General features: G+C 48.8%; 22 protein-coding genes. 5 read left to right on the top strand and 17 right to left on the bottom strand.

Features of this window, described 5'->3' with window-relative positions; genetic code table 11:
• Positions 1-135 precede the first annotated feature (135 nt).
• The 5 genes from MKY82_RS12850 to MKY82_RS12830 all read right to left on the bottom strand — a co-directional run bounded on the left by MKY82_RS12850 (position 136) and on the right by MKY82_RS12830 (position 3,806).
• Entirely contained in the window at positions 136-867 is a 732-nt protein-coding gene (locus MKY82_RS12850) for a DUF4247 domain-containing protein (RefSeq protein WP_220685728.1), read from the bottom strand.
• Positions 868-877: 10 nt separating this feature from the next.
• Positions 878-1,384 carry a DUF4178 domain-containing protein gene (locus tag MKY82_RS12845; RefSeq protein WP_076321199.1) on the bottom strand — a complete coding sequence of 169 codons (507 nt, stop codon included), beginning with the start codon at positions 1,382-1,384 and terminating at the stop codon, positions 878-880.
• A 30-nt stretch (positions 1,385-1,414) separates the two neighbouring features.
• Positions 1,415-1,819 (bottom strand): DUF350 domain-containing protein, encoded by a 405-nt coding sequence (locus MKY82_RS12840; RefSeq protein WP_071218177.1) that lies wholly within the window; start codon positions 1,817-1,819, stop codon positions 1,415-1,417.
• Positions 1,820-2,024: 205 nt separating this feature from the next.
• Positions 2,025-2,693 (bottom strand): PspA/IM30 family protein, encoded by a 669-nt coding sequence (locus MKY82_RS12835; RefSeq protein ID WP_071218178.1) that lies wholly within the window; start codon positions 2,691-2,693, stop codon positions 2,025-2,027.
• A gap of 90 nt (positions 2,694-2,783) precedes the next feature.
• On the bottom strand, positions 2,784-3,806 hold the full coding sequence (locus MKY82_RS12830; RefSeq protein ID WP_339296213.1) for an NADH:flavin oxidoreductase/NADH oxidase: 1,023 nt from the start codon (positions 3,804-3,806) through the stop codon (positions 2,784-2,786).
• Positions 3,807-3,972: 166 nt separating this feature from the next.
• Between MKY82_RS12830 and MKY82_RS12825 the strand changes: the two genes are divergently transcribed.
• On the top strand, positions 3,973-4,812 hold the full coding sequence (locus MKY82_RS12825; protein ID WP_339296212.1) for a polysaccharide deacetylase family protein: 840 nt from the start codon (positions 3,973-3,975) through the stop codon (positions 4,810-4,812).
• A 93-nt stretch (positions 4,813-4,905) separates the two neighbouring features.
• Here MKY82_RS12825 and MKY82_RS12820 read toward each other — a convergent pair whose 3' ends face one another.
• From MKY82_RS12820 to MKY82_RS12810, 3 genes are all read right to left on the bottom strand, one after another.
• Entirely contained in the window at positions 4,906-5,631 is a 726-nt protein-coding gene (locus tag MKY82_RS12820) for a 3D domain-containing protein (protein ID WP_220685732.1), read from the bottom strand.
• A 185-nt stretch (positions 5,632-5,816) separates the two neighbouring features.
• Complete coding sequence (locus tag MKY82_RS12815; protein WP_194542092.1) at positions 5,817-6,539, bottom strand: amino acid ABC transporter ATP-binding protein; 723 nt, start codon at positions 6,537-6,539, stop codon at positions 5,817-5,819.
• Complete coding sequence (locus MKY82_RS12810; RefSeq protein ID WP_194542091.1) at positions 6,526-7,968, bottom strand: ABC transporter substrate-binding protein/permease; 1,443 nt, start codon at positions 7,966-7,968, stop codon at positions 6,526-6,528. The genes MKY82_RS12815 and MKY82_RS12810 overlap by 14 nt, the downstream gene beginning before the upstream one ends.
• A 547-nt stretch (positions 7,969-8,515) precedes the next feature.
• On the opposite strand from MKY82_RS12810, the gene MKY82_RS12805 reads away from it, so the two are divergent.
• Positions 8,516-10,267 carry an alpha-glycosidase gene (locus MKY82_RS12805; RefSeq protein ID WP_339223267.1) on the top strand — a complete coding sequence of 584 codons (1,752 nt, stop codon included), beginning with the start codon at positions 8,516-8,518 and terminating at the stop codon, positions 10,265-10,267.
• 120 nt (positions 10,268-10,387) lie between these two features.
• Here the strand turns inward: MKY82_RS12805 and glgA are convergent, their stop codons facing one another.
• Together glgA and glgB are read right to left on the bottom strand one after the other, a co-directional pair.
• Positions 10,388-11,827, bottom strand: a complete 1,440-nt coding sequence (glgA, locus tag MKY82_RS12800) for a glycogen synthase GlgA (protein ID WP_339296211.1) — start codon at positions 11,825-11,827, stop codon at positions 10,388-10,390.
• Complete coding sequence (gene glgB / locus MKY82_RS12795; protein WP_194542088.1) at positions 11,824-13,800, bottom strand: 1,4-alpha-glucan branching protein GlgB; 1,977 nt, start codon at positions 13,798-13,800, stop codon at positions 11,824-11,826. The genes glgA and glgB overlap by 4 nt, the downstream gene beginning before the upstream one ends.
• Positions 13,801-14,022: 222 nt before the next feature.
• On the opposite strand from glgB, the gene MKY82_RS12790 reads away from it, so the two are divergent.
• Complete coding sequence (locus tag MKY82_RS12790) at positions 14,023-15,237, top strand: glucose-1-phosphate adenylyltransferase (protein WP_194542087.1); 1,215 nt, start codon at positions 14,023-14,025, stop codon at positions 15,235-15,237.
• Between the two features lie 153 nt (positions 15,238-15,390).
• On the opposite strand, the gene MKY82_RS12785 is transcribed toward MKY82_RS12790, so the two are convergent.
• The 6 genes from MKY82_RS12785 to MKY82_RS12760 all read right to left on the bottom strand — a co-directional run bounded on the left by MKY82_RS12785 (position 15,391) and on the right by MKY82_RS12760 (position 21,611).
• Positions 15,391-15,918: a GNAT family N-acetyltransferase gene (locus MKY82_RS12785; protein ID WP_220685735.1), complete on the bottom strand. Its 528-nt coding sequence runs from the start codon at positions 15,916-15,918 to the stop codon at positions 15,391-15,393.
• A 168-nt stretch (positions 15,919-16,086) separates the two neighbouring features.
• Complete coding sequence (locus tag MKY82_RS12780; protein WP_194542085.1) at positions 16,087-17,541, bottom strand: HAMP domain-containing sensor histidine kinase; 1,455 nt, start codon at positions 17,539-17,541, stop codon at positions 16,087-16,089.
• Positions 17,538-18,236: a response regulator transcription factor gene (locus tag MKY82_RS12775; RefSeq protein WP_076321185.1), complete on the bottom strand. Its 699-nt coding sequence runs from the start codon at positions 18,234-18,236 to the stop codon at positions 17,538-17,540. The genes MKY82_RS12780 and MKY82_RS12775 overlap by 4 nt, the downstream gene beginning before the upstream one ends.
• Before the next feature lie 3 nt (positions 18,237-18,239).
• The gene (locus tag MKY82_RS12770; protein WP_339296210.1) at positions 18,240-19,481 is read right to left on the bottom strand and encodes a hypothetical protein; all 1,242 of its coding nucleotides are present in this window, start codon (positions 19,479-19,481) and stop codon (positions 18,240-18,242) included.
• Between the two features lie 145 nt (positions 19,482-19,626).
• Positions 19,627-20,346 (bottom strand): ATP-binding cassette domain-containing protein, encoded by a 720-nt coding sequence (locus MKY82_RS12765; protein WP_100536497.1) that lies wholly within the window; start codon positions 20,344-20,346, stop codon positions 19,627-19,629.
• An 83-nt stretch (positions 20,347-20,429) separates the two neighbouring features.
• Complete coding sequence (locus MKY82_RS12760; RefSeq protein WP_194542084.1) at positions 20,430-21,611, bottom strand: MFS transporter; 1,182 nt, start codon at positions 21,609-21,611, stop codon at positions 20,430-20,432.
• A gap of 129 nt (positions 21,612-21,740) precedes the next feature.
• Here MKY82_RS12760 and MKY82_RS12755 point away from each other — a divergent pair, with 129 nt between their 5' ends.
• Together MKY82_RS12755 and MKY82_RS12750 are read left to right on the top strand one after the other, a co-directional pair.
• Positions 21,741-22,658, top strand: coding sequence for a helix-turn-helix domain-containing protein (locus MKY82_RS12755; protein ID WP_194542083.1), 918 nt, complete (start codon positions 21,741-21,743; stop codon positions 22,656-22,658).
• Positions 22,659-22,674: 16 nt separating this feature from the next.
• Entirely contained in the window at positions 22,675-23,412 is a 738-nt protein-coding gene (locus tag MKY82_RS12750) for an HAD family hydrolase (RefSeq protein WP_339296209.1), read from the top strand.
• Between the two features lie 70 nt (positions 23,413-23,482).
• Here the strand turns inward: MKY82_RS12750 and MKY82_RS12745 are convergent, their stop codons facing one another.
• Positions 23,483-25,774 carry a DNA topoisomerase 3 gene (locus MKY82_RS12745; protein ID WP_339296208.1) on the bottom strand — a complete coding sequence of 764 codons (2,292 nt, stop codon included), beginning with the start codon at positions 25,772-25,774 and terminating at the stop codon, positions 23,483-23,485.
• Positions 25,775-25,851 lie beyond the last annotated feature (77 nt).

Below are 25,851 nucleotides of genomic sequence, written 5' to 3'. Positions count from 1 at the left end.
TCTGCGCAATCTTCAAACCGAGCTTCCGGTCTCATCCATTCGCCGTTTTGTAGGAGGATCACAACAACCGAGTGTGTATGGGTCACCAGACAAAAAAGCGCATGGTCACTTGACCATGCGCTTGAACTCTTTGCTTTACCTTCGTCCCCTTCGGGAGATCCTGCCAGATCCGATTCGGGTCTTCGGCTTCTTGTACGATTTCTTCGGCGAATCGAACAAACCTCCGCCGCTTTCGCCGCGCTTGATCGTGCCGCGGTCTCCGCCTGTATCCGGATTTCGTCTGAACAGGCTTCCGCCCGTACCGGCAGAATCCTGGCCACGCCGGGTAATCTTCCCGCTCCGGTCCACCGTCAGCGGCGGAGCGATCTTCTTATCCTGGCTTGTTGGCTTCTTATAGTTACCTTGTGCCGGTTTATACACATCTTTACTTGTATACCCCCGGTAACCCCCGCCGCCCATCGAATCGAATAAATTCCCGATCAGAACGGCCGTTAAGTACCCTTGCAGGAAACTTGAATCATAATTGCGCTGAACATACTCCTTGGAGTCGATTTCGATCAGCGTATCGGTCGGCTTCTGGGGATCCTGCTGCAAATGGTAATACTCATCCCCATATACCAGAAACATCCGCTCGGTATCCTCAGGAGACGATTGATCCGGCGTGTTCGCCGCGATGAGCTCGCCTGCGACATCCGGAACGCTTTTATCAGCTGCCCGGTACACATAGGACGTTGCGTTTCCGTCTCGATTGACGGATTCCAGCGGATAGGTATCCTTGATATTCGGCGCTCCGCATCCACTCAATAATGATACGAACAAACTCAGCACCAATATGATTTTTATAGATATAAAAGAGCGTTCCTTCATGCCACCACTCCTAAGTCGCCCGGATAACTCGAACGTCCCCCGGTATCACTTTCTCGCCTTCATACAACATAAACCGCCCGTTCTGCCATTCAATCCGCAGCAGCTTGTAATCATCCGATTGGTATTGCCATACGTGCTGCTCCCCGCTTTGCGTAAACGCGGTACGACCGGTAATCGAAACATGCCCCCCATATTCCTCTTCCAGATGAAATACATGATCGTCCAGATCGATGATGGATGGTACCTCATCGGGAGAATCCAGCCGTCCATCGATCGGAGCGTATAACGCGTACTGTACCGTCTCGCGTTCTTCGATATGAAGGTAAGCAATGGTGCTGCCATCCTGCAGCGTCAAGACGACCGCATTACGACCGCGATTGTGCACGCGACCCGTGACTTCATAAGTGACCAGAGACACTTCGCAAATATCGCCAGGAGCCAGCTGCAGCATGCTTTTCTCTACCTTGGGCGGCTCCGGCTTACTAAATAAATTGCTGATTCTTTTCCACATACTCATCTTTCCTGTCCCCTATCTCCATTATGCGTTCTATAGGCAAGCGGTAATAATTAACGCCCCAACCACATGCAGCGAACCTGCAAACAAACCGTATCCCGTCTTTCCTTCGCGAGTCCCCTTGTCAAGGTTCAGCTTGCCGAAGTTACGAAGCATGAGCTCTGTTAACGATTCGAGAACCAGCAATATGATAAATGAAATGATCGATACCACAATGGCCTCAAGCAGATGATATGACGTTCCGATCGACACGGATAAAATATACCCTTGTGCGAACAGCTTCAGTATCAGTCTTGTGGTTACCGCCATATTACCCGCTTTCACTTCTTCAAGATCGTTATATTTCGTGAACAGGGAATCCACAAACATCAAAACAAACAACAGCAGCCCACCGACAGCTGTCCAAAGCAATACACGCAAGATCATATCAAAATCCATCTCTAAGCCTCCACATTCAACATACAAACAAACTCCTTGAGCTCGAACTGCTTCAATCGAAGACAGACGTTCATAAAGGGGATGTGCTCCATGTATATCTACGATCAATCAAACAAAAGCGAAGGAGAAGCACAGCTGTATTCAGCCCTGCTGTTTCTCCCTCGCCCCCTAAACTATATTACCTGTTAGACCACTGAATCCGTTTTTACTTGTTCTCGTATTGCTTCATCAAGGCTGCAAGCTCATCCTCAACGACTTTGTCCTTGCCAAGGTTCTCAAACTCTTCATCAAGGGATTTCTCTTTTGCCGACATTTCATTGCTTGCTTCCGCACGTGCTTCCATAGCGAGCATCTTCTCTTCCATACGTTTCAATCCAGCCGATGCTGTGTCGGAACCAAACCCGTTCATCGCTTTGTTGATCTCGGTTTGCGCTTTAGCCGCATTATAACGGGCGACCAAAGTTTCGCGCTTGTTCTTCATCGCGGTAAGCTGCTTACGCATTTCTTCCAGCTTGCCGCGCAGATTGTCAGCTGCCAGTTTGTTCTGATCGTAGCTTGCTTTGTACTCATCACGCTTGGCCTCGGCGGCCTTCTTCTCTTCCAGCGCGCGGCGGGCAAGATCAACGTTTTGAGCTTGTGCTGCCGTATGAGCCTGCTGCGTCCGTTTTTCAACAAGTGCAGCTTGCTCTTCATAAAGTGCTTTAAAGCGTTTCTCGATGGCAATTTGCGAAGCTACTGCTTTCTCGGCATCCTCAAGATCTTCCGTCATATCCCGAATGTACTGATCCGTCATTTTAATCGGGTCTTCCGCCTTGTCGATAATGGCGTTAATATTGGACATGGTCAAATCGCGCAATCTTTTAAATATGGACATCGTTCTCTTCCTCTCGCTTTCACTTTAAAATACTGGTATATGATTAATGTTTACGTTCCATGATCCAAAACGTTTCAAAATATTTTTTATTTAATATCCCCGTTCATACTGCTTGGGAACTTTCTGACCTCCATCAAGCGCCTTGGCGGCGTGAACAGCCCAGTAGGGATCCCGGAGCATTCCCCGGCCGATCGCCACCAGATCCGCTTTGCCTGACAAAACCACCTCTTGCGCGGCATGGTAATCATCCAGCATTCCTACCGCAATCACAGGCACCTTTAACAGCTGCTTGAACTCTGCTGCCAGATCCACCTGGTAACCGGGCTTCGCTTCCGGGCCGCCATTTGCGCCGACCTGGCCTTCTCCCCCCGAGGAGATATGAAAAATATCGACGCCGGCATCCCGGTAACGTGTGCAGACTTCCGCGCAGTACTGCACATCGTAGCCTCCGTCCACGTATTCTTTCGCAGATACCCTCATAATGATCGGCATGCCTTCAGGCAGCACTTCTTTAACCGCTTGAACAACCCGCTCGCCGAATAGAGGGAGATCTTGACCATATTCGTCACTGCGCTGATTCGTGAGCGGCGAATGAAACTGATGAATGAGATAGCCATGGGCTCCATGAATCTCTATGGTATCGAACCCGGCTTCAACAGCTCGACGAGCGCCTTCCTGGAAGGCTTGAATGAGCTCTTCCACTTCCGCCCCGGACAGCACCTTGGGCATTTTGTAGTGGGAGCTGAACGGAATCGCAGAAGGGGCCACCGACGGCTCTGCATCCTGCGCTTTTCTTCCGGCATGCCCAAGCTGGATACCAATCTTGGTTCCATAAGAATGCACGCTCTCCACAATACGGCGGTAGGCCGGAATCTGGTTGTCGTCCCATATCCCCGTATCCTGATTCGTGATCCGTCCATCCGGATGGACACCTGTCATTTCCACAATAATTAAGCCTGTACCTCCTACGGCACGGCTGACGTAATGAACAAAATGCCAATCATTCGGAATCCCGTCCTCGGCTTGAACGGAATATTGACACATCGGTGGCATAACAATGCGGTTCTTGAGGGTCAAATTCTTGAAATTGTAAGGTGTAAACAAGTCTGCCAAGCGATTATCTCCTTCCATATCCAAATGATCAAGATGTAATAAAATCTGATACCGGTTATTATACACCTTTCTAAGGGAAAACTAAAAATCATCGCATTCCCATATTGAGGATAATCACCCAATTAACTGGGCATACCATATTAAAAAGCTAAAGGGGCCGATCGTGATGTTCAAACGATACCGCGCAGGAAGCTGCCTGTTGTGGATTATGTTACTCTTTTTAATAGGGCCGGACATTCCGGCAAACGCATCCGATGTACATCGTTTGTCACTTCACCCCCAGGAAACTTCCGTCATGTCGGAGTCCAGTCAGCATGCCAATCAAAGCAAGAACCAAATTTCAGACGATGCGCCGTCTTTAAGTCAATTGCTGAGAAAATACCCGGATACCTTTCGCTCTAGCGGACCCCGGGTCAAACAGATCGCTTTGACCTTTGATGATGTTCCGGATCCCCGATTTACCGGCAAAGTTCTGGACGTCCTTAAAGAGTATCAAGTAAAAGCCACATTCTTTGCAGTGGGGGAACGGGCCAAAAAACACCCCGATCTCGCAAAACGAATCCATGATGAAGGTCACGCCATTGGCAATCACTCCTATAATCATGCGCAGCTGAACAAGTTGAGCCTGGACAAATTTAAAAGCCAAATCGAACGTACCAACACGATCTTGAAGTCACTAACCGGTGTGGATCCGCGGCTAATCCGTCCACCTTACGGCGATATAAATGAAGAGCAGCTACAGTGGGCACGCAAAAACGGGTACAAAGTCGTGAATTGGAATGTTGACTCGCTCGATTGGAAAGGTCTGCCTAAGGAAGAGGTTAAGAGCAACATTCTGTCAGCTGTCGGACCAGGCTCGATCGTACTCCAGCATGCCGGAGGTGGCGTGGGATCGGACCTAACCGGAACGATTGAAGCGCTCCCGGATATTATTACCGAACTGCGGAGAAAGGGATATAGCTTCGTGACACTGCCGGAGATGTTAGGCGTGTCAGAGTCGAGATAGATCCCCATAACATAAAAAGACGGCTGACTGGAGCATTAATCCAGACTAGCCGTCTACCATATTAAAATTGTTTTTCGATGATGATGGATTGAATTATTCGATAATGAACAATTTGATATCCTGGATGCCGAATTGCTTCACGGACGATTGGGAACCCGGGATGAAGATATCAATCTTATTCCCTTTAATAGCCCCGCCGATATCACGTGCTTCTGCCACAAATGCCTTTTTCGGCAGACCTGGATGCTCATGCCCTGTAACAAGCACCTTGGTGCCGAGCGGAATGATTTTTGGGTCGACAGCAATCGTACCAAGCTCAAGGGAATTTCCGAAGTAATCAACAGCGCCCCATTTGCCGTTCTCGCTTGCAGCAGCAGAATATGCGGTTGCTTTGACGGACAATGTTTTGCTGTAATTAAATGTCTTGCCCCATGCTTCCACTACATTCTTCTCAGGGGAAACGCTCAAGCTAGGCGTAAACCCGGAAGCGCCTGGAGCGATGGGTGCAGCAGACGCTGTCGAGTTCATCGATACCGAGCCGGGAATGGTGATTTTCAGACCAGAGTATATATTCGTTGCTTTAATTTTCGGATTGGCTTTCATCAGCTTGTCCATATTAACGCCGTACTGTTTGGACAAATAATAGAAGGTATCGCCGTTCTTCGCTACGTGTACGGAGCTTGCATGGGCTTGCAAGCCGCCTCCGGCAAAAGTCATGCCTAGCGCAACGGCTGTAATGGTAAACCATTTTGCTGTTTTTCCAGCGATCTTATGGTTGAGTCCACGATGTTTAGTCCATGCTTTCATTTGTTGTAACATCTAAAGATGCCTCCCTATATGTAACTTGGTAAATCGGATGTAGTATGTCAACGAACATGAATATATCACAATTTTGTAACCTATACTGCAAGCAATTGTTACCAATACGCAAACAAAAACAGCGACAATTCCTGAAACAATCAGGTATAGCGCTGTTTTCGTCTGATGCAATGTAGATATAAAAGTTACAAAACCTTACTTAAAAACTCTTTCGTACGAGGATGGGTCGGATTGCCAAACAGCTGGTCCGGCGTACCTTCCTCTACGATTTTACCGCCATCCATGAACAGGATCCGATCTCCCACTTCCCGGGCGAAGCCCATCTCATGGGTGACGATGACCATCGTCATCCCGCCATCGGCAAGCTTCTTCATTACCTCCAATACCTCACCCACCATCTCCGGGTCCAGTGCGGAGGTTGGTTCGTCAAACAGCATGACATGCGGCTGCATCGCGAGTGCTCGCGCTATGGCGATTCTCTGCTTCTGTCCACCGGACAGCTGGGAAGGATAAGACTCCTTCTTATCCTGCAGCCCCACCGACTTCAGCAGCTCGTCTGCAGTAGCCTCGGCTTCCTTCGCCGAGACCCCCTTCACCTGAATAGGAGCAAGCGTAATATTCTCGATGACCTTCTTGTGAGGAAACAGGTTAAACTGCTGAAACACCATGCCCATTTTCTCGCGGGTAGCATTGATATTGTGATTCTTGGCGGTGATCAGCTCACCCTCGAACGAAATTTCGCCGCTGGTCGGAACTTCAAGCAAATTGAGACAGCGTAAAAAGGTGCTTTTTCCGGAGCCGCTCGGTCCGATGACAACCACCACTTCTCCTTTTGCAATCTCGATGTTAATGCCCTTCAATATTTCCAGCTTGCCAAATGATTTATGAAGATCCTTAACGGTTATCACTTGCACTCAACTTCCTTTCCCAGACACCCAGAAGCTTCGAAAGAACGAATGTCAGTATAAAGTAGATCAGGGCAGCCACAAGCAGCGGATTTAATGCCGCAAAGGTCATGCCGCGCAAAATCTGGGCTTGATACATAATATCCACCACACCGATAAAGGAGACGATGGAGGATTCCTTAATGATGACAACAAACTCATTACCGATGGCAGGCAAAACGCCTTTTAACGCCTGCGGCAATATAATGTGGCGCATCGCTTTGCCCTTGGTCATTCCGAGGGAACGTGCGGCCTCCAATTGACCGCGGTCCACGCCTTGAATGCCGGCACGGAATATTTCAGCCAGATATGCCGCACTGTTGATAGAAAGCGTCAAAATACCCGACTGTATCGGTGAGAATTTAATATCGAACGCCGCCAAACTGTAATGAATAATAAACAACTGCACCAGCATCGGGGTACCGCGGATGATCTCGATATAAGCGGTAGCCAAAAACTTAAGGATTTTGACACCCGACATCCGCATTAAAGCGATAATCAGACCGAGAATGAATCCGAAGAATACACCAAGTGCCGAAATAAGCAGCGTAAACTGGATGCCCTTGGCATAATAATCGCGATATTTCCAAAAGAATTCAAATGTGTTCAGATTCTCTGCCTTACGGCCTGCAGCCAGGTCACTGGCCTCGTCGACAAATTTCTGGATCTGGTCATTCTCCTTCAAGCGCTCAAGTGTAGCATTAATGCTCTTCAGCAGCTCTTCGTTCCCTTTACGAACCCCGATGGCATAGGCGTCGTTCTCAGCCGTCGGTTTAGCGTCCGTGATCGCCATCGTTGCTTCATTCATATTGGTCTTTGCGATCGGATACTCGGCGAGGACAACATCCACGCGTTCAGATTCCAGCTGCAGCAGCAGGTCCGGGATTTTATCCAGTGATATCACATTGGCTTTCGGGATTGTTTTTGCAATGGACTCCTGAATGGAGCTTTTCTGAACCCCGATCCGAGCTCCCTCCAGGCTTTCAAGCGTGTTGAACTTTAGCGCATCTTCCTTACGGACGACGACCGATTGTTCCGCTGCATAATAAGGCTCGGAAAAATCGATGCTTTTTCGGCGTTCTTCCGTCGGATTCATGCCCGATATGACGAAATCCACGCGTCCGCTCGTCAGCTCCGGCAAGAGTGCATCAAAGGAGGTGTCCTTAATAATGAGCTCGGCGCCAAGATCCTTGGCGATTTCCTTCGCGATGTCGATGTCAAATCCGACGATGGTATCCACGCCATCTATCGTTTTATGGAACTCATAAGGTGCATAATCGGCACTCGTACCGAGAATCACCGTTTTCTTCTCACCCTCCGCATGGACGATACTGCCAAAAGACAGCACAACCACCATGAACAGGGTCATCCACGCTGTAAATTTACGTTTCATATGTCTCGTTTCTCCCCTAACTGTTACGTATAGATTCAATCATAGAAAAAATGCAACTGAGTCATTATAAAACAGGATGCATGAATATGCAATGAAAATTCATCGGCTCTTATGATCATCATACTTAATATAAGCCTTACTAATTGCGTTTGTTTCATTATTTTAATACAATGGTCAATTCATCATACACATAGGATTTCATTCCTTTAATCATTTAAACAAATAAATTAGGGGATAAAATCAGTAGATAGCCATTTTGTGGATAATACTTTGCCCATATAGCCAGTAGAGGGCCATACATTTCTTCCTTCATATTAATGTAAATACAGGACTTCAGCATTACCCATTAGGTGATAAGAGGATCTAGGGCAAACTCCTTTTTAATGATGCATAATCTATCCGTTCCCTTCCCATCTTATAATAGCGTATGAAATCCGGCACATGATAAATGAACGGTTCCCGGACTGTCTCTTTCACTCCATGATTCATGCAAGCCAGCAGTTGGTTATTAATTAGCTATAGCTTTACTCATATAGGAGGTGTAACCATGCTGTTAGAAGCACTGTATCATGTTCCAAGAGATAAATGGGCTTATGCATATGATACAAAAACCATTCATCTTCGGATCCGAACCAAGAAAAACGACATTGATTCTGTTGTTGCCATGACCGGCGACAAATACGATTGGGACCGTACGTACTTCGAGATCACCATGGAAAAGGCCGCCTCGGATGACATGTTTGATTACTGGGAATGCGGAGTCAGGCCGAAATACAAAAGACTGTCATACGGCTTTCGGATTCATGCCGGAGATGAGACGGTATATATGGTGGACAGCGGGATTGGATGGGACTATCCTTATCCGCCTGCAGGTTACTTTGAATTTCCGTACATACATGAGGTCGATGTATTCAAAGTACCGGAATGGGCCAAAGAAGCCGTGTTTTATCAAATTATGACTGAACGCTTTGCTAACGGAAACCCCGCCACCAATCCTGAAGAAACCGAGGTCTGGGGCGGCAAGCCGGAGGTGGATAATTTCTTCGGCGGTGATCTGCAGGGCGTGCTGGATCATCTGGATGATCTCGTTGATCTGGGTATAAACGCCATTTATTTTACTCCGCTTTTCCTCTCCCCCTCCAATCATAAATATGACACGGTTGATTATAAACAGGTGGATCCGCACTTTGGCGATAATGAGTTGCTGAAAAAAGTAGTAGATTCTTGCCACGCAAAAGGCATTCGAGTGATTCTCGATGCGGTATTCAATCACTGCAGCGAGGAGTTTCCTCCCTTTCAGGACGTGCTGAAGCACGGGGAAAAATCCAGATATGCCGAATGGTTTCATGTGAACCAGTTTCCATGCGAGGTCAAGGATGGCATTCCCAGCTATGACACCTTCGGCTTTTTCGGAAATATGCCGAAATTCAATACCGCCAATCCTGAAGTGAAGGCGTATTTGCTGGGTGTAGCCGAATATTGGATCAAGGAAATCAATCTCGACGGCTGGCGTCTGGACGTTGCCAATGAAATTGACCATCATTTTTGGCGGGATTTCAGACAGGTAGTCAAGAAAGCCAACCCTGAAGCTTATATCGTGGGCGAGGTGTGGTCGGACTCCTTAATCTGGCTGCAGGGTGACCAGTTTGATTCCGTGATGAATTATCCTTTTGCCGATAAGGTCCTGGAATTCTTCAATGGCAACATGGACGGGCTCACGTTTGCCAACCGCATCGGTTCGATCCTGATGCGATATCCGCAGCAGACCAACGAAGTGGTCTTTAATCTGCTGTGCAGCCACGATACGCCGCGGCTGCTTACCCGTGTGGGTGGAGATATCCGGCGCATGAAACTCACGGTTGTATTTCTGTTTACATTCATGGGAACGCCGTGCATCTTTTATGGCGACGAAATCGGATTGACAGGGGACGGAGATCCCGACTGCCGCAAATGCATGGAATGGGATCCTAAGAAACGAAATCAAGAGCTCTATAAGTTTTATCAAGGGATGATCGCGCTTCGGAAAAAGCATAAGGCGCTGAGACAGGGACGCTTCCGCTTCCTGCAAGCGAATCTCCATGATCCTTGCATTGTGTACGAGCGTGCGGACGAGACCATGCATTTTATCGTCTGGATGAACAACAGCGACTCGAAGCGGACCATCTCGCATCCTATTGTCACGACCGATTGGATTGATGCCGAGACGAAGGATCCCGTAAAACCGGTAAACGGTACGATGCATATCGATTTAGAACCATACTCGTATCGAATTTTATGCCGACAATTGAAACATTCGTAAACCCATCTTATATAAACCACTGACACCGTAAAATCCAAACCAGGCTTTAACGAGCATAGGGGTGCAAGGATAGCAGCGTTATTCAGCTATCCTTTGCACCCCTGTGTCTTGTTGCCGTTTTTAAGCATGAGATTTGGTGATTTGCTGGTAGATCTCCTGATATTCCTTGGCCGAAACGTTCCAGCTGTAATCTCCGCCCAACGCATTCTTGCTCACTTTACGCCAGTGCTCAGGCTGGCGGTAAATAGCGGTCGCGCGCCGGATCGTGTTCATCATATCATGCGCATTGTAATCCTTAAAGGAGAATCCGTTCCCTTCCCCCGTATATTCGTTGTATGCATGAACTGTATCATTCAGTCCGCCTGTTTCGCGGACAATCGGCACACTGCCGTACCGCATGGCGATGAGTTGGCTGATACCGCACGGTTCAAATTTGGAAGGCATCAGGAACAGGTCGCTGCCAGCGTAGAAGCGCCGAGATAACGGTTCATTAAAGCGAATCTGGGCCGACATTTTATTGGGATACCGATTCGCCGCTTCCCGGAACCAATGTTCATAAGAAGGGTCCCCCGTTCCCAGGACAACAAATTGAATCTCATCGTAGTAGAGCAGCTCATCCAGAATCCGAATGACCAGATCGAGTCCCTTCGAATCGACCAGCCGCGTCACCATGGACATCAACGGAATATGCGGTGCCACGGGAAGATTCAACTCTTCCTGCAAGGCAATTTTGTTCTGCGTTTTCTTATTCAGACCGCTCCGGTACTTCATCGCGATATGCGGATCGGTCGCCGGGTTGTAGCTCTTGGTATCAATGCCATTCACGATACCGCTTAATCTCGAACCTTGGGCTGACAAAAGCCCGTCGAGGCCGTATCCGTAATAACCGGTCTGAATCTCCGAGGCATAAGTCGGGCTTACCGTCGTTACATGGTCTGCATAGACGATGCCCGCTTTCATGAAATTTACGTTTCCGTAATATTCCACGCCTTCCGCTGTAAAATGGCGGCTGTGGATTCCAAGCAGATCGACCAGCACCTCGTACGGAAACACACCTTGATACAACAAATTGTGGATTGTAAATACGGTTCGGATTCCCGCATAGTAGGGATCATGACGGTAGACATCTTCAAGGAGAAGCGGAATCATGGCCGTATGCCAATCATGGCAGTGAAGCACGTCCGGCTGAAAGTCGATAACCGGCAATAGCTCAAGGACGGCACGGTTGAAGAACGAAAAGCGTTCGCCATCGTCCATGTAGCCGTAAATGCCGTCGCGGCCAAAATAATATTCATTATCTATGAAATAGATCGTGACCCCGTCCTCAACCAGGGACTCGATGCCGCAATACTGCTCGCGCCAGCCTACCCGAACCCGGGTTTCCCCTACATGCGCCATGCGCTCCCGGTAGTCCTCAGGAATTCCCCTATATTTGGGCAGAACCACCCGAATATCCTCGCCCATGCCATGAAGGGATTTAGGCAAAGCAGCGATCACATCCGCCAATCCGCCTGTTTTGATGTACGGTCCACACTCTGAGGCTGCAAATAACAATTTCAATCCTGCTTCCCCCTTTGATTTCGCTTGGTTTTTCGTGCCGTCTTTTCTTTTACTTTTGCCGCCTTCAGTGAAACGTCCTCTTGAGCCCGCGGCTTTCTGGAACGTGGCTTTTTCTTTAATACCACCATACTCAGCGGAGGCAGCTTGATCTCCAGGCTGTATGTTTGGCCATGCCAGACCATTTTCTCCGCTTTCATGACTTCGTTATTGACCAGTCCGGAGCCGCCATAATCGGTGTGATCGGAATTCAATATTTCCACGTACTGCCCCGATCTCGGTAAGCCGATCCGATATTGGTCATATGCCCGGGGCTGAAAATTAATGACGATGATCAGTGTATCACCAGGTTTTGCGCCCACTCTCATGTACGATAGGACACTTTGCTCATGATCATCGGCGCTAAGCCACTCAAAGCCTTCCCATCTGTGATCCTGCTCCCATAGCGCCTTCTCCTCCACATACATGCGGTTTAACGCTGACGTATAAGCCAGCTGCTTCCGGTGGCTTTCGTAGTCCAGCAGCAGCCAATCCAGCTGCTCCTGATCCTTCCATTCAATGAACTGGCCGAACTCGCCCCCCATAAACAGCAGCTTCTTGCCGGGCTGGGTGATCTGATATCCGAGCAAAATCCGGAGTCCCGCAAACTTCTGTTCATAACTCCCCGGCATTTTATTAAGCAGTGATTTCTTCCCATGAACTACTTCATCGTGGGACAGCGGTAATGTAAAATTCTCTGAATAGGCATAACAAATGGGAAATGTTAGTAAATTATGATGGGTAGGCCGCTGATCGAATTCTTGCTCCACATAGGACAGCGTGTCATTCATCCAGCCCATATTCCATTTGTAATTAAACCCGAGACCTCCCTCGTGCACGGGTGCGGTAACCCCTGCCCATGCGCTGGATTCCTCGGCCATCATCAAGGCATTCGGGTAATACCGAAACACGGCTTTATTCAATTCCTGCAGAAAGGATATCGCTTCAAGATTTTCCACCCCACCATGCGCATTAAGGCTGTACTGACCTTCTCGCTTTTCAAAATCCAGCCGGATCATGCTTGTCACGGCGTCAACACGAAGACCATCAATATGATACATATCCATCCAAAATAAGGCATTGGAGATGAGGAATGAAATCACCTCTGGCTTGGCATAATCGAAAGACAATGTTCCCCAGCCCGGTTTCTCTGCTTTTTGCGGATCTGCGTACTCATAAAGAGGCGCCCCGTCAAACAGCCGAAGCCCGTGGGCATCCTTGGCAAAATGTGCGGGCACCCAGTCGAGCAGCACGCCGATACCTGCTTGATGCAGCTGATCAACAAGATACATGAAATCATGGGGACTTCCGTATCTGCTGGTCAGCGCAAAGAATCCGGTTCCCTGATACCCCCATGAAAGGTCATACGGATGCTCAGCCAAGGGCATGAATTCCACATGGGTATAACACATCTCCACCAAGTAAGGAATCAGTAGGCCAGCCAGTTCGCGGTATGTATAGAACGAGCCGTCCGCCTTTTGCCGCCAGGTTCCAAAATGCATTTCATATATGTTCATCGGCTTGGTGTAAGGGGATTTGTTCTTTCTTTTCCATGCAGCATCTTGCCAATGATATCCAGAGAGATCGGTCACAACCGATGCCGTTGCAGGTCGAACTTCGGCTTGAAACGCGTATGGATCGGCCTTCAAGAACGTTTCTCCATACGGTCCGGTGATATGATATTTGTAATAAGTTCCAGTCTGCATCCCAGGGAAAAACCGACTCCAAATTCCCGAATCGGGTATCCTATATAACGTGTCTTGGGAACCGTCCCAGCCGTTCCAGTCTCCGGCAAGACCCACCTGCCTTGCATTTGGAGCCCATACCGTAAACCGCACGCCTTCTTCTCCATCTTCAGTTGCACGGTGTGCGCCCATGCATTGGTAACTGTGATACCAGGTTCCTTCATGAAATAAATACAATTGTTCCGGAGTCATGTTTCCTTCCCTAACTGCTTGGTTCAATCATCGTCACCCGCTTTTTCTTAAAAATCCATATTATTAGTGCTATTACCCCATTCTAACCATGTTGAAAATAAAAAATGTCCCTGAAAAATAATTTTGTAATTTTCATTTTACTTTTTCAATATAATCGTTTCAAACCCCGGGAATGTCGTTTATGTAATGTACAACGTGAAAATACATTGGGAGGGAAACGTGATGAAGAGAAAAGACTGTATTGCTATGCTTCTGGCCGGTGGAGAGGGTAAACGATTAGCTCCCCTTACGTCCAAGCTGGCAAAACCCGCCGTTCCTTTTGGCGGACATTATCGTATAATCGATTTTCCTCTCAGCAATTGTGTGAACTCCGGAATCGATACGGTTGGAGTACTTACACAATATGAGGCAGAATCATTACACGAACATATCGGTGAAGGTGAACCCTGGGGACTAACACATACAGGACGCGAAGGCATTGCTCTGCTTCCATCCAACAGTACACACCAAGATGGATACTTGGGTACAGCAGACGCCATTTATAAAAACATTCCATACATCGATGATCAAAATCCCGAACACGTCCTCATTCTATCCGGGGACCATATTTACCAGATGGATTACCGCGAAATGCTTGAAGCTCACATGAAACAAGCGGCTCCTGCCACGATCTCCGTGATGGAAGTGCCATGGGAAGACGCCAGCCGGTTCGGCGTCATGAGCGTTGATGACAATCTCAATATCACCCAATTTGCCGAAAAGCCGGCAGAACCGCAAAGCAACCTTGCCTCAATGGGCATTTATTTGTTCCGTTGGGACTATCTGAAGCAGCACCTCATTGAGGATGCGGCTGATCCAAACTCCAGCCATGACTTCGGGAAGGATGTCATCCCGAAGATGCTGTCCGGAGAAGAGTCGCTGCTTGCGTTTCGCTTCCAGGGCTACTGGCGCGATGTGGGCACCGTAGAGAGCCTCTGGGAAGCCCACATGGATGTGCTTAGCCAAAACGAGCTCGTTCTGGAGAGATCCGATTGGCCCATGTATACCCGTGCATGGAAGACCAAACTTTCGGCAGCGCGGACACGCAATGCGGAACACACGGACTGCTTGATTCATGACCAATGCACCTTCGAAGGAAAAGCCAAGAGCTCCGTCATATTTTGCGGTGCGGAGATCGGTAAATACTCCATCGTCAAGGACAGTGTGGTCATGCCGAATGCCAAAATCGGCAAAGGTGTCCATATCGAGCATGCTATTATTGGCGAGGGAGCGATCATCAAGGATGGAGCGATTGTGAAAGGAGCCCCTGGCAACGTTGTGGTCGTTGGACCTTACGAGACCGTGCTTCCGAAACCAACCATTCGTACCCAACCGTCCCGACTGCTTCAGGATGTATACGAAAAAGGACGCTTGCGGGCGAATGTCTCTTCATCTTAAACGAGTTTCTTCAACAGAATATTAGCTCTGAGATAAATCCTTCAGACTTTTATACAAAAAAGCGATCCGTCACGGATCGCTTTTCTCATGTATCGTGCCCTGCTGACTGTGTCTTAAGCGCATGCGACATAGATTGGTAACACGGTAAAATTATTACATAAACCTCTTCTCATATAAATTCACGAAGCGACCACCCATATCCTGCTTAGCCACGAACAGAAATCCTTGGCGCTGATAAAATTGATTCAGCGTTGGCAGATGGGATACGCAATCCAGTCTGAAACCCTGTTTACCCTTGGATAACAAATACGATTCCGCAAAAGAAATCATCTTTGTTCCCAGCTCCAGTCCCCGATAGGAAGCGCGTACGGTCAGCCGATGCAAATAACCATAGGCCGGATCGTCCCGATCTCCCCAATAGGCTGGATCCCCATACTGTAACGTAAACATGCCGACGGCCATGTCTCTATGCCATAGGATGAACACTTCACGCTCCGCCAGGTACTGCTCCATCAAGTCCAAGGAAAAGAGCGATGGACTCCACTGCTTGCGCCCTTGCTGCTCCATTACCTCCGCCGCTTCCTTGAGAAGCGACAGCATTTCCCCTGCCTGTTCTGCTTCAGCCGCCTTTAATTCAAACAGACCTTGCTCCGTAGAAAACGTTGCTGCTGTGTATCCCACTTCTGCACTCTCCCTTTTAAACAGCCCCACAAAGTGGAGTCTATCTATGCTTCGAAACTTGTGCCAAATACTTTGCGAGACCCGAATACAATACACATTACCCCACAAAGTGGAGCCTATGCTTACAGTTAATCTTAAGAAAAAGCTTTGCCGGTAACCCGGCAAAGCTTATACGGTCGGTCCGGCTACGTCATCCTCACCGTTCTCTAATCCGCCGGCCATCGGTATTTTCCCTTCAGGCAGCGGCAGCTTGACAATAACAGACGTTCCGTGCCCGAGCTCGCTTTCCATCTCCATCGTGCCCCCATGGAGCTCAATGAGCTGCTGCGTAATCGCAAGGCCCAGTCCCGTTCCCCCGTTAAGCGGATTAACCTGGAAGAACCGGTCCTTTACCCGCCGGAGATGTTCGTCCGATATGCCAATACCGTGATCTTCCACGGTTACGATAACAAACTTGTCTTCCATAGCGAAGGACAGGTTGATCACTCCGTTCTCATGCGAGAATTTAACCGCGTTGTCCACAATGTTCAGAAACACCTGTTTCAACCGGTTGGCGTCCCCATAGATAATCGGTTTTTCGTCGGACTCCAGTTTGATCTGGATGCCCCTCTTCTCGGCCTTTGTCCACAGATTGAGCATAATCTCTTGCAGAAGCTCCCGTAAATTCACGATACCCTTCACAAGTTTCATCTCATTCTGCTGGAGCTTGGAGAAGTCGAGCAACTCTTCAACAAGACCGATCAAACGATCGGTTTCCTTAGAAATAATCTGCATCCCGATCTTCGTTTCTTCCGGATCATAGCCACCGGAGTCGAGCGTTTCACTCCAGCCCTTAATGCTTGTGAGCGGAGTCCGCAGCTCATGCGAAATGGATGAAACAAAATCATCCTTTACCTGATTGCTTCGTACAATCTCCTGCGCCATGTAGTTCAGGGTTGACGACAGCTCACCAAGCTCGTATTTATAATCGCCTTTGATTCTCACGTTAAACCTGCCCTTGGCCATCTGCGCCGATACCGTGGTAATGTTGTTGAGCGGCTTTACGATGGAGTTGGCCAGCCCGATGCTGAAGGCAAGCACGAGCGCTAGCACGGCCCCACCGATGCTGACGGCAAACAGCGTGATTTTCATTAGCTTGTCGTTAATGAACTCAAGCGAAGTCACATAGCGAAGAATGTACGTTTTCTCAAATCCGTTCGAAACGGATTGAGATACAGCCATTACGATCTGCCCCGTACCTTGCTGCTTGCCAATCCAATGGCCCGTATTGCCTGCAAGCGCTTGGGTGACATCACTGGTCTTGATGGTCTGCTCGATTTCGAAACCGGTGGATGTGGAGAGAACTTGACCACCCGGATTCAAAATTTGAAGCTCCGTTGTATACAATTCAAAATGACGAATCATCTCACTCAGCTGGTTGACGTTGTCCGTTGACGTCAATCGGAAGGGCTGATAAAAAGCGTTGGCGGTATTTATATGATTCACAATATGATTGTATACCGTATCGTAATAATACGATCGTAAAGCGATTAGAAATATAACCTCAATCAGCAGCAAGGCGATGAACACTACCAGGAAGTAGTGCAGCACGATTTGCCGCCGAATGCCTTTTTTGATGATCATTGTCCCTGACCCTTCCATTTATAGCCGTGTCCCCATACCGTCTGGAGGTATTCCGGCTCGGAAGGATTGCCTTCGATTTTTTGGCGTAATCTCCGAATGTTCACGTCCACGATTTTGGGGTCACCCATATATTCTTTGCCCCATACATGATCGAGCAGCACATCACGACTAAGCGGCGTGTTTTCTTTCTCCAGGAAAAACTGCACCAGTGAAAATTCAGTAGGCGTCAGTTCCACCGGCTGCCCGTTCTTCTTAAACTGCTTGGAGATCAGATCCAGCGTAAAGGGACCTGATTGAAACGATACCTTGGCGGTTCCCGCACGCTGGACATTCACCCTCCGCAGTAGAGATTGCAGTCTAGCGATTAACTCCGTCGGACTGAACGGTTTGCTTACGTGGTCATCGGCCCCGACGGAGAGGGCATACACTTTATCCTGCTCCTGAACTTTTGCCGTCAGGAAAATAATACCGATCCGCTCGTTCGTTTCCCGAATTCTGCGGCAAACTTCAAATCCGTCAATCCCTGGTACCATGACATCAAGCAAGGCGATATCGATATCTGGCGTCGTTTGCAGCAAACGAAGGGCTTCGTTGCCATCCCCAGTCTCCAGGACGTCAAAGCCGTTTCGTTTCAGATTAATTACGATAAAACTGCGGATAGATTCTTCATCTTCTAATATGAGCACTTTACTCAAGGTCTAGTTCCCCTTTCTTTCGATAGGAGCCACATTATTGCTGTTTGGCTTTTTATCTTTTTTACTCAATTTCAGATCGCCATGACTGCGATAAGCAATGACGCGGTTCTTCTCCTTCACCAAAATATCCCAATCGGATTCAGCTTTCCCCCACTGGGCCGTTGAAAAGAATTTAATCTCGGCAACGGACTCTCCCGTGTCGGTCATGACAAAGTTTAAATAAGCATTTTTATTGGATTCCGGTGTGATGGTAATCTTATTGTACATGTCGGGCGGAAAGTCCAGATAGAAGCGATTGTTCATATCGTAGTACCGCTGGAGTACGAATTGAAGCCCTTCTTTTTCATTGCTCTCCCGTACTTCTCCGTCCCACTGGAAGTACGTGGTGAAGAACGGGATCTCATCCAGGATAAGCCGATCTTCCCAGCCGCTTGGTCTTGTAAGAACACCAAACTCTAGAATACCGTCATCATTCACATCTTCGCTCTCAACAGGCAGTTCCTTATAGGTAAGCAATTCATCCTGGAGGACGTCAATAAACTCGTTATCCTCCATAATGATGAGCTTGGAATAAGAAGAGTTAGACACAACCGAAGCGTCCAAGATGATACCTTCTTTGTCCTTGGCCACTTTACCTGCTACAACATTGTAATAACTTTCGATATTGGGTCCCAGATCCAGCTTGTTCAGCTCGACAAAGGCATCTTCGAATTTGTCGTATTGATAGGTGCTGATATATGAGAGCTCCTTCTGCTGAAGATAGACAACCGTAATATCGTTGATCTTATCACCGTTCATATCTCCGATATTAAAGTTCGAATATGGCAAAGCCGGTATTTTTTCGAGTGAATCCCCTGAGAATGAATACACGGCCAGCAGGTTCTGAAGATTCTCGTCTCCGCGGGAGAAGCCGGCTACGATGTCGACCTTGCCGTCATTCGTAAAATCGACGAAATCAAAAGACTCCAATACCGTCCCTTCTCCGTCGAAATCAAGCTTCTTCACCCATGTATCGCCTTGCTGCTGCATAATCATGCCATGGATTTTCACTTCATCGTCCGGCGTCTGATAGAAGACGACAGCTTCCATAATTCCGTCATTGTCCAAGTCATGAATACGGATGGAACTGCTATCCACGTCACTTCGCGGCCGGACAATGGAGCCTTCCAGCTTATTCTTCAGAAGCGCAGATTGGATGGCGCCATTCAACGTCGCTTTATCCGTCGGCAAATCCGGTTTCTTCATTAAGGAGACCGGGTCCTCCTGAATAAACGTACAGCCGCTTATGATCAATAATAACAAGCCTGCCAAAAGGGCTTGCATCACTCTATATTTCAATAAGTATCAACTCATTTCTATTCATTCACCTGGCGTTTTTGGTGATCGATAATTACAGTCTTGACTTCTCGCCATGGGTTAAACGTCTTCCGGTCACATCCACGGCCAGCTCTCCGCCGGATAGACCCATGATCCGGGTGCAATACTTCTCGGCCAGCTCCAAGGGTATCACGGTAAATACGGTTAAACGTTCTTCCTCGCACAAGGTTTTAAGTGTCTTCAATACATGCTCGGCCGAAGCTGGATCAAGTCCCGTGACCGGCTCGTCCGCCAAAATCACCTTGGCACCATGCACAAGTGCGCGGGCAATAGCTATCCGCTGCTTCTCTCCGCCGCTTAACTCGCCGGCCTTTCGTTTGGCCTTGTCCAACAACCCAAGGTGCTCAATCGTATCCATAGCTCCCATATAATCATCAGATCGGACCATCCCGGTTACCATTCGCCATAGCGGTGTCTGGCTGGATTGTCCGATCAATACATTCTTAAGTGCCGTTCGATTAACATTCAAGGACGGGTTCTGCTCAAGATAAGCCCATTCCCGGCGAATTCTCCGTTTTCCCGCAGGATTCATCATATCTTCGCCATCAATCGTTAATTTGCCGCCGTCCCATTTTTGCTGCATGGATAGACAGCTCATTAACAAGCTTTTCCCGCTTCCGCTAGCACCGATCAGACCGATCATTTCCCCGTGCTCCATCTGAAAAGTGATATCCTTTAACACCGGTGTGCGTTCAGGACCCATCGTTTTCTTCAGCCGATCCACTTTAATCATGTTATCGTCTCTCCCCGTCAAGTGCATATTCCTACTCTCTAGTTTAGAAGAAAGCGAAAGCAATTGCCATGAGAACAGATGTTCTATCCCTGTGTTGATGCAGTTTTGACTTTAAACCATAATCCCGTACACGCAAACAGAATATACAATCCTCCAAGCAGAACGAAGATCCCCCCGTTCCACCCCGTTTCCATGATGGCGCCCCCGGCATTCGGACCTGCTATGCTGCCCGCATTAAAATGGAAGGAAGCTACGACGTTGGCAGCCGGCAGCAGCACTCTGGGAAGGATATCCGCCGCATAAGCCAAACCAAGCGAGAAGAAGGAACCAACCAGTCCGCCGGCCAGCGTTAGCAATATTAAGGTTGCCCAGAAATTCGTTCCCGCCACGGGAATGAGCAAGAAACAGCATCCGCCCACAATACCGGCAATCGCCAGCACCCGTTTGCGGCCGAATTTATCACTCCAAATGCCGAGCGGAAGCTGCAACACCAGACCGCCGATGCCGACAAAAGGAAGCAATGCTGATATTTCGCCCAATGTAAATCCGCTTCTTAAACCGTAGACCGGGAAGTTGCTGTTAATTCCTGCTTCCATATAGCCGTAGAGAAACGCGGGAATCAATGCAAACCAGGCCAGGCGGTAGCTTTTGAGATATCGTCCAGCCGGCTGCTGCTCCCCGTTCTCGCTTTTTTCCGGCTTCAGGTTCGGAAGTTTAAAGAGCACGACCAGCAGAATGAACAAGAACAGCACCGCCAGAATTATAAACGGTACCGCTTCGCCATACTTTAGCAGCGGAATGCCCAGCGGTCCTATACTGAATCCCAAACCGTAGGACATGCCGTAAAAGGATATGCTTCGCCCCCGGTTCTTCGCCGTTGACATCATCAGCACCCATAGCTGTGCCGCATAATGAAGTGCGCTGTCCCCAATACCCACAAGCACGCGCAGGACAAACCAGACGGCCACGCTCGGAATCAGCGGAAAGGCGACCAGTGACAGCATCACCAGGACCAGTCCCGAAATGATCAGTTTTTTGAAACCGACCCAGCCGAGAAGTCTTTCCGCAACAAGCGTCATCGCAAATGAGCCTACATATAAGGCCGCCGCGTTCAATCCGTTCATGGAGGATGAAATGCCCATCCGTTCCAAAAAAATAGCCAGCACCGGCAATAACAGTCCCTGGCTTAAACCAGCCGCAACCACGACGGCAATTAAAATGAAATAATGAGTTCTCCCCTGACGGGGGGTTACAGCTTCTGTCACTGAAATATAGTCCTCCTCTAATGTGAAAAAACGATGAATTTAAACAGTCAGATGAACATTATAGTGGACAAGCCCAATCCATACAAGCCATAATAATAACAATGCCATCAATTGGGAGGGTATCCGTTAATGAAATATAAAGTCAGTATCGATGTATCTATGGTCTACGAGCTGCTGGGCAGCTTCATGATATATGCAACAAGGAAATGGACCGATAACCTGGATATCGGAAAACAGCTGATAACGGAGATGGACGAGCGATTACCTCAACCTGTTCGTGTCCAGTTCAGTCGAGCCCGTTCATGGCCACTAGCGGATTATGATGTGTTATACGCCTTGATCATGCTTCGGGGAGAGCACATTGAAATCCCGGATTTTCTGAATTGGGTCGAATCTTCCGCCGTGGAAGAGCTGCATGACCTGCTGCTGCCGCACTTGCCGTCCCTCTCGCTGGATGAAACATCTAGAATTCGAGAAAACTACACACCGTTGATGAAGTTGTGGCATGAGCACTACTTCTCGGAAGTGGAGCCTGAACTGTACCAGCTCCTGGAAGAAGATGCCGAAGAGAAGCGAATGCTCCTTCCGAAAATGGACGACGAAAATTTAATCGAATACGCTTCTAGCGGCGTTATACTCGACGACGTGCCCCAGGAGAACGTAGTCTTGTTCCCGGGCACGCATTTCCGGCCGATCAATACCTATTGCTTCTATGAGAACGTACTCCTGCTGCAGTATCCGATCGATGTCCCGGAAGAAGAGGAAGATGAGCCGCCCGTCGTTCTCCTCCGCATGACCGAGGCTCTTGCGGACCCGGAACGCCTGCGTCTCCTGCGATATATTGCCGATGAACCGAAGGCCGTGTCCGAAATGGCTTCCGAGTTGGGTCAGCCTTATGAGGAATTGATGCACCATCTGATGATTTTGAGGGCAGCCGGCTTGCTGCGCTCCCATCTGAAATCCGAGAATAACGAAAGATTCAGCCTGCGACCGGATGGGGCTGCCGAACTTCAGATGTTCCTGGAGTCATACATTCGACTTTCATAGTAAGAAGGAGTGAACCATGAGTAAAACATCGCAGCATATTATCTTCGACATGGATGACACATTAATACATTGCAACAAATATTTCGATCTGATTCTTGGCGATTACTTCGAGTGGATGACCGAATGGTTTCAACATGTTGGCTTGACTACCGAAGAAGTCCGAGCCAAGCAGATGGAGGTCGACGTAGCCGGCATAGATAAGCTGGGATTTGCAAGTGCGAACTTCCCGCAATCCCTTATCGATACGTATCATTATTTCGGCGGTATTCATGGAAGAGAAAGCTCGCCCAAGGAAGAAGAGCTTCTCTACGAATTAGGACTCAGTGTATATGAGCAGGAAATCGAAGCCTACCCCGGCATGGTTGAGACGCTCGAGAATCTCCAGCAGGATGGCCATTGTCTCCATCTCTACACAGGAGGCGAGACCCGGATTCAGAAGCGGAAAATCGAACAGATGAAGCTGGCCGATTACTTCAAAGACCGAATCTACATTCGCCAGCATAAAAATATTGCGGCGTTGGAAGAAATCCTCACGATGGGGACATTCTCCCGCTCCGATACCTGGATGATCGGCAACTCACTTCGCACCGATGTCGTTCCGGCGCTGACGGCCGGCATCAACAGCATCTATATCAAACAGCAGCGCGAATGGCAATATAACCTGGTCGAGCTGAAGCAGGAGCCTCATAACGTGTTATATACCGTATCGGCGCTGACCGAAGTGCCCGAAGTCATTGAAGAGCATTTAGATTAATCAAAATAAACCGAGCCGATCAAGGGTGGTAACCCTGGTTGGCTCGGTTTTTTTATTTAACAGTGCCGTTTCACGATTTCACGGCTTCACTCGAGTCCTCTGCCTGAACAGCAAGCTTTCCGTTCCCTTCAGCAGCTAGGACAATTCTGCCTTTATACGTGCTGCCGTCCTCGTTTTTAAAGGATAATACCTGGGTCTTGCCTTGCAGCAGCAAGGATTTCAGCATCGCATGCGAAACCTGTTTACCGGCAAATTCCTTCCAGATGACATAGCTGCAGCCGGTTTTAAAATTTGCGCAGCCATAGCCTTTGCGCCCTTCAATAATATGCCCTTCACATCCGGGTCTAGGGCATCGGCCTAATGAAGAACGTACGGACGACGTATCGTTTGAAGCAGCGGCATTGGATTTCGGAATCCGCTTAGCCGCTCGTTCTTCCTTGTCGCGTGGGGCTGCGGCAGCTTTTCCCGTGCTTCGCTTCCCTCTTCCTTTGGACTTGTCCTCATCTCCACCGAAAAGCGACGAAGGCGCGGGACGCTGCGAGGATACCTTATTGATGATCGAAATGGTAAACTTCTGCACGTTTTGCATGAACACGTCGGCGGAAGCCTCGCCCTTGGATATTTGGTGAAGGCGCCGTTCCCATTGGCCCGTCATCTCAGGCGAAGCAAGTAATTCTACGCCTGCATGACGGATCAGCTCCACCGCCGTCCTCCCTTTTTGGGTAACCGTGATTCTTTTGCCCTGCATCGTAATGTATCCGACCTTCTTCAAGCGTTCAATGGTCGCTGCACGGGTAGCCGGCGTTCCAAGCCCGCTGTCTTTCATCGCATCCCGAAGCGCTTCATCCTCGATGGATTTTCCGGCACTTTCCATCGCCTTCAGCAGCGTTCCTTCCGTATAACTCTTAGGCGGCTGCGTTGCCTTTTCTTTCACTTCGGATTTCTTGCAGTGCACCGGCTCATCCGGGGACAGATCAAAGGAACGGTCGTTCCATTCCTGGGTCTCCTCTTCCTCGTCCTCTTTTCCCTTCTTGGAAGACTTGGCTTTCTTCTGCTCTTTATCCTGGGCAATCAGCACCTTCCAGCCAAGCGACAGCAGTTCCTTAATTCCCGTCTTGAACGTTTCGCCCTCGACCTCGGTAAGCACCGTATGCTGCTTGTACATGGCCGGCGGGTAAAAATGCGAGAGAAACCGGATGATGACCAGATCGTAAATATGCTGCTCTTCCTTGCTGAGCGTGCCCGGACGCTTTAACGTCGGCAAGATGGCATGGTGATCCTCAACCCGCTGCGGATTACAAACCGCTTTATTGTTTATGTGCACCCGGCTAGGATCCGCTCCTTCCGCCATCGATGCATAGGAGGTCGATTTCAACATGTGAAGTGCCTTGTGCATGCCTTCGATATTCTGTTCATTCACGTAATTGGAGTTGGTACGCGGATATGAAATGACCTTGTGACGCTCATACAATGCTTGCGCAAGATCCAGCGTTTTTTTGGCAGAGTATCCGTATTTGGCATTGGCTTCTCGCTGAAGAAGGGTCAAATCATACAATTTAAACGGATATTCTTTCGTTTCTTTGACTTCATATTTGGTGATGAGCCCATTCTTCCCATTAACCTTGGCTGCAATCGTCTCTGCTTTCTCTTGCGAGGTCAGCCGCTCTCCCTGCCATGTTCCGGTATACTCCAGCTGCTCTTGCTTGAACACGGCCTTCACGTCGTAGAACGTTTGCGACTCAAAGGCTTCAATTTCCTTCTGCCGGTCATAGATCAGAGCCAGAACCGGCGTCTGGACCCGCCCAACCGACAGTAAAGTCTGATGGCGGGTCGTAAAGGCACGCGAAGCATTCATGCCGATCAACCAATCGGCTTCACTGCGTGCGCGCGCAGCCTGCGTTAAATTCTCGAATTCAACCCCATCCTTCAGCTCCGCAAACCCACGGGCGATGCTTTCCGCCGTTAAATCCGAAATCCATAGTCTTTTTACAGGTTGTTTCAATTTTAATTGTTGTTGGATAAGAGCGAAAATATATTGTCCTTCTCGTCCCGCATCACATGCGTTTACGATATGGCTGCAGCGCTTGGCGACCTCTCCAATGACCTTCAGCTGATCCTTGGTTTTCGGATTCGGGATGATTATGAATTGCTCCGGAATGATGGGCAGGTCCCGTAAATTCCAGCGTTTGTACTTCGGATCATATGCATCCGGCTCCGCCAGCCCAACCAGATGTCCGATAGCCCAAGTTATGATGTATTGCTCACCTTCAAGATATGTACGGTTATTCTTGGCCCGCGGCTCGATGACCGCAGCGATGTTCCGTCCCATATCCGGCTTTTCGGCAATGACCAACGTTTTCAAATGACATTCTCCTCCCCGATGAGTAACCATGGCGCGGTGGCTAACTCCAAAAAGGACTTCGCTCTCGCGAAGTCCTT

Origin of the sequence: Paenibacillus sp. FSL W7-1279, assembly GCF_037969845.1 — a bacterium.
Classification (GTDB): domain Bacteria; phylum Bacillota; class Bacilli; order Paenibacillales; family Paenibacillaceae; genus Paenibacillus_AQ.
This window is presented reverse-complemented; position numbering and strand designations above follow the sequence as displayed.